This window comes from Brevibacillus schisleri (genome assembly GCF_055685845.1).
Window position 1 is genome coordinate 1,956,130 of record NZ_JBVNDM010000001.1, and the last position, 12,750, is coordinate 1,968,879.

The 12,750-nt window shown below is 45.9% G+C and carries 2 protein-coding genes; both read left to right on the forward strand.

The window, feature by feature from the left end; translation table 11 throughout:
* Window positions 1-15 precede the first annotated feature (15 nt).
* Complete coding sequence (locus tag ACUUHJ_RS09755) at window positions 16-11,730, forward strand: Ig-like domain-containing protein (RefSeq protein WP_472298799.1); 11,715 nt, start codon at window positions 16-18, stop codon at window positions 11,728-11,730.
* Window positions 11,731-11,746: 16 nt separating this feature from the next.
* Window positions 11,747-12,733, forward strand: coding sequence for an RCC1 domain-containing protein (locus ACUUHJ_RS09760; protein WP_472298800.1), 987 nt, complete (start codon window positions 11,747-11,749; stop codon window positions 12,731-12,733).
* The last annotated feature ends 17 nt before the right edge of the window (window positions 12,734-12,750 follow it).

The window sequence follows — 12,750 nt, forward strand, 5'->3', positions numbered from 1 at the left end:
CAAGGAGTTACAGGAATGAACCCTAGATTCATCCGCTTAATCAGTAGTTTCAATTTATTCCTACTGCTTGCTTTACTGTTTTTGCAACTTGTCCCGGAGCACGCTATCGCAAGCGCTAGTAGTAAAACGTATTTAATTGGTTTTAAAGAAAACAAGAAAACAAAAGTAAGGGCTATTCAAAGATCGTCGATCCAGCAACTTAGCACGGAAGTGATGGTTGCTCAATTAACAGAGAATGAAATGGAGGTAATGTCTCAGGACGAGAATGTAGCCTATATTGAGGAAGATAGTGAAATAGAGTTAGCAGAAACAAACAGAACAGAAAAGCAGGAAATTCCGTGGGGGATTGAGCACATCGGGGCGAATCAAGCTCACGAAAAACATTACAAAGGCCAAAACATCAAAATTGGAATTATTGATACAGGTATATCCAATCATGAAGACCTCCAAGTAAAAGGAGGCATTTCCTATGTAGAAGGAAAATCAGATTTTGATGACGAGCACGGGCATGGAACTGCGGTGGCTGGTGTTATCGCTGGTAAAGATAACGATGTTGGGATTGTTGGTGTTGCACCAGAAGCTGAAATCTATGCCATTAGAGTCCTTGATGAAAAAGGTCACGGCACATATTCCAGCATGATTCAAGGGATTGAATGGGCGATACAGAATGACATGGACATCGTTTCCATTAGTGCTGGTGGTAGAATTGACAGTCAAGCGCTACACGACCAGATAAAAAGAGCGAATCAACAAGGGATACTGGTTATTGCAGCAGCAGGGAATCGAGGAATGGGTGAGGATACCCAGTTATATCCTGCGAAATATGCTGAGACATTGTCCGTTGGTGCGATTAATCAGGACAATCAACGGGCTGACTTTTCAAGTGTTGGCAGTGGGTTAGACCTGATGGCTCCTGGCGTTGATATTCTAAGTACGTCCCTCCATGGAGACTATGAGCAACGTTCAGGCACATCTTTAGCAGCTCCTCACGTAACCGGTGCAGCAGCTGTTATTTGGTCAAAAATGGGTGGAGCCACCAATCGCGAAGTGCGTGATCGTTTAGTCGATAGCGCAACAACTTTAGGGGAATCACGTTTTTACGGAAAAGGGCTTGTAAACCTGGAGAAAGCGCTGGGACTAGGGAATGAAGACTCCGCTGAGATTACCTCACTGGAATCGACGCCGAACGAATTGCGGCTTTCCGAAGGTGAGAATTATCAACTGAAAATTACGGCGAACATGACAAATGGCAACACCAGAGATGTCAGCAAGGAAGTTACGTATACGAGCAAGGATGAAAAAATTGCTACGGTTACACCTTCAGGTTTCGTCACAGGAAGTGGAATGGGAGATACGCAACTAATCGCTGAGTTGGGTGACAAAACGATTGAGATCCCGATAGTGGTGTCAAAAAGAGCTCCTTTGAGCCCAATAGGTGGGCTCGACACTCCCCAAAAAGGCGAGTTAATCAGTGGTACGTATACCATTAAAGGATGGCATCTCAATCCAGACGGAGTATCGAAAATCAGTATCCTGATTGATGGTACGAATGTGGGAGAGGCATCTTATGGCGACCCGAGACCAGATATTGAAGCGAAATATCCAGCTTATCAGAATAGCAATGCTGGATTTCACTATCAACTGGATACTCGAAATGTAATGGCAGGCACACATAGCATTACGGTGGAAGTTCAAGATACGAATGGACAACAAACCGTAATGGATGGAACGACGTTTTACATTGGTGACGTGGAGCCGTTGAATGGTCTGCATGCTGATGTGACCAAGCTGGAACTAACGAATGAAGGATCGCATCAGTTGGTGGTATCTACAGTTTTAGAAGATAACACCCTGAAAGACGTTACAAGTCTTGCAGAGTACGCTTCATCAGATGAAAGTGTCGTAACAGTAGACGCTACTGGGCTTGTAAAAGCAATGGGGGCTGGCGCGACGATTGTGACCATTCGATATGATGGTCAATCAATCACGATCCCCGTTACGATCAAAAAGGATGAGCCACTGATACCGCGTTGGGAGTTAGAAGCGCCAACCAGTAATTCCATGATGACAGGCGTCACACTCATCAAAGGCTGGTACCTAGATCCATCAGGTGTCTCCAAGATAGAGGTTCATGTGGATGGAACAGTAGTAGGGGAAGCTTCTTATGGGCATACCCGCCCTGATATTGAATCCTCGTATCCACAATATCAGAATGCTAAAGCCGGATTTGAGTACCGTTTAGACACAACGCAGCTAATGGAAGGGCAGCATTCGATTAAGGTTACGGCTGTAAATAAAGACGGCGCTGAGCAAGTTCTGACAGAGCGAGCTGTTTTCATTGGGCGTGCTGAACCGGCCACAAGTATTGTGGCAAATATAAGCAAGGTAGATTTGATACAAGGGAATACACAGCAATTAGCCATTTCTGCTGTTTTACTGAATCAACAAACGAAAGATGTGACAAGAGAAGCTCAATACACGGTTGAGAATCCTACGATCATTAGTATTTCAGATAAAGGGATCGTTACGGGGATTGAAATCGGTCAAACCAATATCATCGTGAAATACCAGGAACAAACGCTTACGATACCTGTTTGGGTCAAAGCAGCAGGGGGGCTGGCTCGGGGAGGCATTGACAGTCCCGCAGACCATGCATTAATCAGTGGAGTTTACCCTGTCACAGGCTGGTTTATTGACTCTACTGGTGTTGAAAAGATTGAAGTACTGGTCGATGGATCCGTAAGTGGTGAAGCAACCTATGGCATTTCTCGTCCGGAAATAGAAATTATGGATGCTTCTAAACCGGATGGAAACGTAGGATTCCACTATAATCTCGATACAGGAAAATTGCGGGAAGGCACACATACTCTTTCTGTTAGAGGAACAGGCAAGGGTGGAAATCAGGTAATGCTGGGGAACAGAACGATTCAAGTCGTTACCTTGCTACCAGCAATCGGATTAAAGGCAAACGTTACAGAGGTAATCGTTCCTCAAGGAAAAACGCATCAAATGACTGTCATGGCGGTACTGGAGGATCAGAGCAGTCATGATGTAACCAAGCTGGCCCTATACAACATAGAGAATTCTTCCGTAGCAAAGGTGAGCATAGATGGCTTGGTCACGGCTCTAGCCCAAGGAAGTACGAGTCTCACTATAAAATATGGGGATCAAAGTATCAGCATTCCTATTAAGGTTACGGAAGCGGAAGCACTTAAAACTTTGGGAGAGATAGAAACGCCTGTAAATGGTTCTACTGTTAATGGCACCTATACGATTTCAGGCTGGTTTTTACATCCTTCTGCTATCTCAGACTATCGGGTTGTCATTGACGGGGTAGAACATGGGAAAGCAAAATCGGGCCTTGCTCGACCGGATATTGCCCTGCTTCATCCGGAATATACAAATACGCAAGCAGGATTCAGCTATACCGTTGATCTGAACGAGCTGCAACCGGGTAATCATACCGTTTCTGTGATCGCAACGGATAGCGAAGGAAAGCAACATCCACTACCAGAAAGAAATTTCGTGATTGGAAAAGTTGCTCCAGCCATTAGTCTGCAAACTACAGAATCAACTATTAGCGTAGCAAAAGACGCTATGCAGAGATTGCAGATTACGGCCAATTTTGAAGGGCAAAATCCAAAGGACATTACAGGGGAAGCTGTTTATACAGTAGAAGATCCGAATGTCGTTTATGTCAGTCCACTGGGAATCGTTACAGGTCTGAAGGTTGGAATGACAAAGATTTATGTGAATTACGGAAATCAGTCATTGGTGATTCCAGTTGTTGTCACAGAATCAGAATCAGGCTCGCTGGTTGCCAAAGGGCAAATGGATATCCCAAAAGAGGGCACAGTTATTGGTGGAATCACAACCATACAAGGATGGATTCTGGACCCGAGCGGTGTCTCCAAAATCGAGGTTTTGGTGGATGGACAATTACAGGGAACTGCCGTATATGGCGGACCTCGTCCAGACATTTTCGCCATGTATCCACTCTACCAGAATGCAAATGCTGGTTTTCAATATCTACTGGATACGTCCTTGTTTGCGGAAGGGAATCACAAACTGACCATAAAAGTAACGGATAAAACGGGTGCGGAGAGTCTCGTGCTGGAAAGTAACATCATAATTGGTCCCGTTACGGGAATCACAGCGAATTATTCGGAAGTTACTTTAGAAAAAGACAAGAGCGTAGCATTCACGGTCGTTGCATCTTATCGAGATAAGAGTACCAAGGATGTAACAGGAGAAGCGACCTACACGATCGATAATCCAGCTATTGCCAAAATAGATGCAACAGGACTACTAACAGGCCTCTCATCAGGAAGTGCAGTTCTTACCGTGTCTTATGCTGGCATCGTGAAGCAATACCCTGTCACTGTAAAAGGCGACGTCTTGGTAACAGGGGGCGCCATTGACACCCCGCAAGATAACGAACTGATCAGTAGGAATTACAACATAACAGGATGGTTCGTTTCTTCTGGTGAAGTGGAGAAAATCGAGGTTTTGATGGATGGAGATAAGCTGGGCGAGGCGAAATATGGGCTTGCACGACCAGATATAAAGCGCAAATACCCAGACGCACCACATCTAAAACCAGGCTTCTCCTATCTGCTGGAAGTTGACCAGATGCAAGTAGGGGAACACCAATTACAGGTGCTGGTCACAGAAAAAGATGGGAAGCAAACGAGTATGGAGAAGACAATCACGATTGTTGAACCCATACATGACACGTATGCTTTTTGGCTGCAATTTTCTAATCAGCAAGGACAGAACAATTGGTCTTATCAGGAAGTAAGCGGAGATCGCTTCACTGACTTGGAATGGGACAAAGCTGCCGAGGAATGGAAGAGTAATCAAAACGAGACGGCAATCGGAAATACGTGGATAAAAGTCGGGAGCTCAGATCCAATCTTGAAATGGAAGGCACCGCGTTCAGGTCGAATTCACGTAAGCGGTTGGATTTCCAAAATTCAAGTGGAAGAGGGAGACGGAGTCAACGTTCGACTACTGAAAAACGATGCTCAAATTTGGCCTTCCTCAGGCTGGCAATCGATTGACTTTAACGATGAGATTGGTGTGGAACTTCAGGAGGAGCTTTCCATTGAAGAAGGAGACGCCCTGATTTTTCAGGTCAACCAGAAAGAAAACAATGTTGGGGATCTTCTCAAATGGACACCTGAAATCACCTACATAACGACCGAGGTGAACGATAATTCTGCTCCCCAAGTCTATTTGATCTCACCAGTGGTAGGGAAGGCTGTCACTACTGTTCATTCAGAGGATGTCATCACCATATCAGGCATTGCGATGGATCCGAATATCGGAGACCAAGTTCATATTTGGTATCAGTTAGATGAAGAAGATCCTCATGAACTGACTCGTTTTACGGCGTCTGAGAGCGCAAATGAATTTTCGTATAACTTGCCCATCCGAAATTTGAAACCAGATCATCTCTACTCACTTCGTGTTTGGGCAGTCGATCAGAAATCCAGTAAATCTCTCGTCGAAAAAGTCGATATTAGCTTGGATATGAGAGCGCAAGCTGAAAAGGACCCGATAACCATTTCTGCGAATTGGAAATATCCGAAAGATCGAGCAGAAATACCAAAAGGGCAGTCGATTACGTTGGATTGGGACTACTACAACGGTAAAGGGTATCCAAGTTATATAGCCTCGCAAGAATTAATCATTTATATCAGCGAGGGCGGGCATGTCACTTCTACAAAACGGGAGAAATTAACAGGTACAGCCCGTTCTTATGTATTTGATACAAGCTATATACAAAAAAACGCACTCATTGATGTGCGCCTAAAAGCGGTAATGAAGAGCGATGCCCCGAAAATCCTTGAAGGCAGTACCGCTAAATTGGAGTTTTATCTATTAGCCACGAATCAAGCGCCTGTCGTCGTAAATACTGAGCTTGTCATCATGGATAGTGGCCGTACAGGATTAATCAATTATTCGCTTAGAGATAATGATGTTTCAGACAAAATCGTATCAACAAAATTAAGAGTGGGACTGACTCAAGGCGGAAACGAGCTGGGTGAGAAAGAAGAGGCGATTTCCGAATCGAGCCAAAATGGGAATGCGTCCGGCAGATATTTTTTCCCCATCACAAAAGAAATGTTGTATCAAACCGTGTATTGGACAGTTCAAGCTCAGGATAATCGCGGGGCATGGACTACACCAGCGAATTACACATCCCGATTGGAAGATGCTCTCCCGAAGATCGTCATTTATACCCCTGGGGCAAAGAGGGTCATGGACATTGATGAGACCTTTACTCTGGAAGGGGTCTATACCCATCTTCAAGCAGGCGATGTCATATCTGGAAGGATGAATCGTCTTAAAAATCCGCAGGAATTTACTACTACTGGTAGCTCAGGTCATTGGAGCCTTAGTTGGAGGGGCAGGGATCTTGGAGAAGGCACCTATCCGAACATCGAAGTATCCAATCGCGGCGGTTTTGTAGCGGTTTATCCCGGAAGCTTGACCATCGAGAAGAAACCAGATGCCCCTAACATTATTAAAGTAGAGGCAGAGACGAATTCTCTTAAAGTATTTTGGAGTCCTGTCGCAGGAGCAACAGACTACGGCATTCAAGTAGATGGCGGCGGGATCAAGCGGGTAGGCAACGTATCCACTTATACCATCACGGGCCTACAACCGGATCGCGTTTATACAATCATACTTTGGGCGTACAATTCATCCGGTACTAGCAGCTATAGCAGTAGCCCCTACACAGTCCAAACGAAACCGGCAGAAAGCAATTTTAATCTGTTGGTAGAGTATAATCCGGTACGGATGCATTTTCCTGTCAATCAGGCAAAATACTTTAAAATCACAGCGAAGACGAGCGGAGTTTATCAGTTCACGTTAAATAACGACTCGGGATTAGCGGCAGATGCGAATATATCTGTTTATAAAGGGGCGAGCTTGCTGGATCATGAGGAGATATCTTCAGGAAGTAATGGGAGAGTGAATCCAGTATTTGCTGCCGGAAAAACGTATTATGTGAAGATTGTAGGAAAAAGTGCGTTTTACGCTACGCTTCTGGCAAAGCCAGGAGGCGAAGCCTTTGTTTTTAATCAGCCAAACGATATCACGATTCCAGGTGGACAAACGGTAGAAATCGCCATGAATGTTATCATTCCTGGAAAGTATCGCATGGTTACGCAATTGAAAAATCCAAGTCAGAAGTATCCTGCTGTAACGGTCTATTCCAATGGGGTTCAAGTGTCGCCAAGGGAGAAGCCAAGTGCAGCGGAGGTCATTTATGATTTGGCGGCAGGTGCCTATACGATTAAGCTGACCAATACAGAAAGTAATCCAGTCAATGTATTATTTACAGTTTTTGCTCCAGCGGCTGGGGGAACGGTTTACGAGTATGTATACGATCAAAACAATCGAATCAAGGCGATCAAAGAAAACGGAGTCGAAAGCGTCATTTTTTATCATGACGAGAACGGAAATATCACAAAAAGCGTAAAGCAAAACGCATCTACACCACAGAAAGCCAAAGCCTTGAGTCTTGATCTGGAGAAGGTGGATGTATCACCCGGTAACTCCAAATCAATCAAGGTCATGGCAACGTTGGACAACGGGAGTCAGGTAGATGTAAGCGCGCAGGCTGTATATGTCGTGGAGGATCCTTCGGTTGCTTATATCAACAAGGGGATTGTGTATGCAGTGAACGGCGGGACGACGAAGGCCAGGTTGTATTTCGGTGGGCAGTCGAAGACTTTTGCCATTACCGTTGATGCACCATCCGTTCATTTGACATCGATCAGTCTTACACCAGGACAATCAACGATAACAGAAGGCCAAATCCAACGCTTGTACGCATCCGCTTATTACTCAGACGGTAACAGCAAAGATATCAGCAGCGTTGCCAGCTTTGACACCTCGAATTCATCTGTTGCGCAAGTGAGCAGCCAAGGTGTCGTAACGGGTATCAAAGCAGGAACAGCGACGATTACCGTTTCTTATGATGGTAAAAACGCATCCAGCCAGATAACTGTTCAAGGGGCTACCATCCAAGAAATAAAAGGGACCCCCGTGCAAGTGTCGTTGGTTGCAGGTGGTACTCAACAGCTTAGTGTCATGGCGACTTACTCGAACGGGGCCGAAGAAAATATTTCAAAGCAAGCTGTGTATTCAAGTAGTAATGCCAATGTTGCATCAGTGGATAGTGGTGGACTGATAACAGCACTTTCGCCAGGAGCTACGCAAATCACGGTAAGCTACGGTGGGCAAAGTACGATCATTCCTGTTACGGTTTCAGGAAATGCCATCTCTCTCGTGTCTTTGGCTGTTACGCCAGCGACAGTGAGCATTGGCAAAGGAGCCAGCCAGCAGTTGGAAGTGAAGGCGATCTACAGTGATAACAGCCAAACGATTGTAACGAATCAGGCGACTTATCAGAGTTCGCAACCTGCTATTGCCAGTGTTGGAGTAAGTGGGTCCGTCACTGGGGTGGCGGTCGGGTCATCTACTGTAACCATATCTTTTGGTGGGAAAGTCGTTACCGTTCCTATTCAGGTTACAGAGACGCAAGAGCCTGTGCAGAGCTTGTCTGTTACACCTGTCAGTCTGAACATGTTGGTTGGGAAGACTCAGCAGCTACAAGTTACAGCGACCTATAAGGATGGCAAGAACATGGATGTTTCGGGGCAAGCAGTCTACTTGCCAGGAGATGCCACAGTGGTAACTGTTGATGCGAATGGAGTGGTTACGGCTGTTAAGGCAGGTAGTACGAACATCACTGTTACCTTTGGGGGAGCAAATGTGGCTGTGCCTGTTGTTGTTACAGCAGAAATTCCGGTTCAGAACATCAAGGTCATCCCGGAAGACATCATTCTTCAAGAGGGGACAACACAACAATTAAATGTGCTATTGAAGCTTGCGGATGGTACTGAAGTAGATGTAGCGGATAAATCATTGTTTACAATGGCGGATCCATCTATAGCATCTGTTTCTGCAAGTGGTCTCCTTTCAGGAATAAAGGAAGGAACCACCTCAATAACCATTGACTATTTGGGAACCAAGGTAAGCGCGAATGTAAAAGTAGCCCAAGTATTGAAAGAAGATAAGATAAAACGCTTGTCCGCAGGTGGAGCACATACATTGATGGTGAAAGAAGACGGAAGTGTATGGGCATGGGGTCAGAATGAGAAAGGGCAGCTAGGAGATGGAACGGTACAGGATCGGACGACGCCAGTAGAAAGTATGCTGGTCATCTCGGCGCAGCAACTGGCAGCGAGTCCAAGCACAGTGCTGTTGCCAATCTCTCAAAGCAAGCCGTTGCAAATCACGGCGACCTATGCAAATAACAGTACCCAAGATGTCACGACGCAGTCGACGTATGAGAGCAGTAACCCAGCGGTAGCATCGGTAGATGCAGCAGGTGTGATCACAGCGGTATCGGTAGGGACAGCGAACATCACAGTCAGCTACTATAACCAAACGATTACAGTTCCTGTAGAAGTCAGGGAGACAGATGTGAAAGCGAATCGCTTGTCTGCCGGCGGAGCACATACATTGATGGTGAAGGAAGACGGAAGTGTATGGGCATGGGGTCAAAATGAGAAGGGTCAGCTAGGAGATGGAACGGTACAAAATAGGACGACGCCAATAGAAAGTATGCTGGTCATTTCGGCGCAGCAACTGGTAGCGAGTCCAAGCACAGTGCTGTTGCCAATCTCTCAAAGCAAGCCGTTGCAAATCACTGCGACCTATGCAAATAACAGTACTCAAGATGTCACGACGCAGTCGACGTATGAGAGCAGTAACCCAGCGGTAGCATCGGTAGATGCAGCAGGTGTGATCACAGCGGTATCGGTAGGGACAGCGAACATCACAGTCAGCTACTATAACCAAACGATCACAGTTCCTGTAGAAGTCAGGGAGACAGATGTGAAAGCCAATCGCTTGTCTGCCGGCGGAGCACATACATTGATGGTGAAAGAAGACGGAAGTGTATGGGCATGGGGTCAAAATGAGAAGGGTCAGCTAGGAGATGGAACGGTACAAAATAGGACGACGCCAATAGAAAGTATGCTGGTCATTTCAGCGCAGCAACTGGTAGCGAGTCCAAGTACGGTGTTGCTGCCGACGTCCCAAAGCAAGCCATTGCAAATCATGGCAACCTATCCAAACAACAGCACGCAAGATGTCACGACGCAGTCGATGTATGAGAGCAGTAACCCAGCGGTAGCAACGGTAGATGCAGCAGGAGTGATCACAGCGGTATCGGTAGGGACAGCGAACATCACAGTCAGCTACTATAACAAAACAATCACAGTTCCTGTGGAAGTCAGGGAGACAGAAGTCAAAGCCAATCGCTTATCCGCAGGTGGAGCACATACGTTGATGGTGAAAGAAGACGGAAGTGTATGGGCGTGGGGTCAAAATGAGAAAGGGCAGCTAGGAGATGGAACAGTACAGAATCGGACGACGCCAATAGAAAGTATGCTGGTCATCTCTGCTCAGCAACTGATAGCGAGTCCAGGTACGGTGTTGCTGCCGACGTCCCAAAGCAAGCCATTACAAATCACGGCGACCTATCCAAATAACAGCACCCAAGATGTCACGACGCAGTCGACGTATGAGAGCAGTAACCCAGCGGTTGCATCGGTAGATGCAGCAGGTGTGATCACAGCGGTATCGGTAGGGGCAGCGAACATCAGAGTCAGCTACTATAACCAAACGATTACGGTCCCTGTAGAAGTCAAAGAGACAGAGGTCAAAGTCAATCGCTTGTCCGCAGGTGGAGCACATACGTTGATGGTGAAAGAAGACGGAAGTGTATGGGCGTGGGGTCAAAATGAGAAGGGGCAGTTAGGAGATGGAACGGTACAAAATCGGACGACGCCAATAGAAAGTATGCTGGTCATTTCGGCGCAGCAACTGGTAGCGAGTCCACGTACGGTGTTGCTGCCGACGTCTCAGAGCAAGCCATTGCAAATCACGGCGACCTATGCAAATAACAGCACGCAAGATGTCACGAAGCAGTCGACGTATGAGAGCAGTAACCCAGCGATAGCATTGGTAGATGAAGCAGGTGTGATCACAGCGGTATCGGTAGGGGCAGCGAACATCACAGTCAGCTACTATAACAAAACAATCACGGTCCCTGTGGAAGTCAAGGAAACTGAAGTGACAGCCAAACGCTTGTCCGCAGGTGGAGCACATACGTTGATGGTGAAAGAAGACGGAAGTGTATGGGCATGGGGTCAAAATGAGAAGGGGCAACTAGGAGATGGAACGGTACAAAATCGGACAACGCCAATAGAAAGTATGCTGGTCATTTCGGCGCAGCAACTGGTAGCGAGTCCACGTACGGTGTTGCTGCCGACGTCTCAGAGCAAGCCATTGCAAATCACGGCGACCTATGCAAATAACAGCACGCAAGATGTCACGAAGCAGTCGACGTATGAGAGCAGTAACCCAGCGGTAGCATTGGTAGATGCAGCAGGTGTGATCACAGCGGTATCGGTAGGGACAACGAGCATTACAGTGAGCTACTATAACAAATCGACTATGATCCCAGTCGAAGTCAAGGATATCGAAGTGAAAGTCAATCGCTTGTCCGCAGGTGGAGCACACACGCTGATGGTGAAGGAAGACGGAAGTGTATGGGCATGGGGCTACAATGAAAAAGGACAACTAGGGATTAATAGTGTACTAAACAGTTTAATTCCTGTAAAAACACAAGTAAATTAATATGGAGTGAAACTAAATGGGGAAAAAACTAATAAAAACATCAAAAAGGATATGTAATGTTATCTTAATTATTTTCACAGTACTTTTCTTATCTGAAGAGTCGGCTCTTGCTGCAGCAAATGCGGTAAGTAGTGCAGCAGGTGATCGATTCTCTTTGATTCTTAAGGGAGATGGTACAGTCTGGGCCTGGGGGTATAACTATAATGGGCAATTAGGTGATGGCACAACTGAACAAAAAAATGTTCCTGTTCAGGTAAAAGGATTAACTAATGTAACAAGAATTTCTGCAGGAGGAGATCATGGTTTAGCGTTACGTACCGATGGAACAGTTTGGAGTTGGGGATGGAACCCAAAGGGGCAATTGGGGAATGACACCAAAGACAATAGTGTTACACCAGTGCAAGTAATTGGCCTTACGGATGTAACAGAAATTGCAGCTGGGAGTTATTTTGGATTAGCATTAAAGAAAGATGGAACAGTGTGGATCTGGGGGGAAACGGGTCAATATAAAAGTAATAGACCAATTAAAGTAGATGGTTTAACAGATGTTAAGGCTATAGCTGCAGGATCTGGGCATAGTCTTGCACTAAAAAAAGATGGAACAGTTTGGGTTTGGGGAGATAACCATAGTGGACAATTAGGACTTAATCATACTGGTCCGGGGTTATCTCCAAATAAAGTATACAATCTCGCAAATATTGTATCTGTAGCTGCTGGGCGGCAGCACAGCCTAGCTCTAGACGTAGATGGGAAAGTATTCGCTTGGGGAAATAATGATTCTGGACAGCTAGGAGATGGTACAAATACTCAGCGGACTACTCCAGTGCAAATTCCAGATCTAAAAGATATTAAGGAAATCGCAAGTGGACCCTCTTCGGGTCATAGTTTAGCAATGAGTAAAGATGGTTCAATTTATGCTTGGGGATCCAATTATTATGGACAAATAGGGAATGGTACAACTACTAGTAGTAATAAACCCATAAAAATCACAACAATTCCATAATCACCTCATGGTTCCAA

Bases quoted from the DNA above. Each gene is read 5' to 3' on its own strand.
- ACUUHJ_RS09755 (WP_472298799.1), top strand. From the start codon at position 16: ATGAACCCTAGATTCATCCGCTTAATCAGTAGTTTCAATTTATTCCTA.
- ACUUHJ_RS09760 (WP_472298800.1), top strand. From the start codon at position 11,747: ATGGGGAAAAAACTAATAAAAACATCAAAAAGGATATGTAATGTTATC.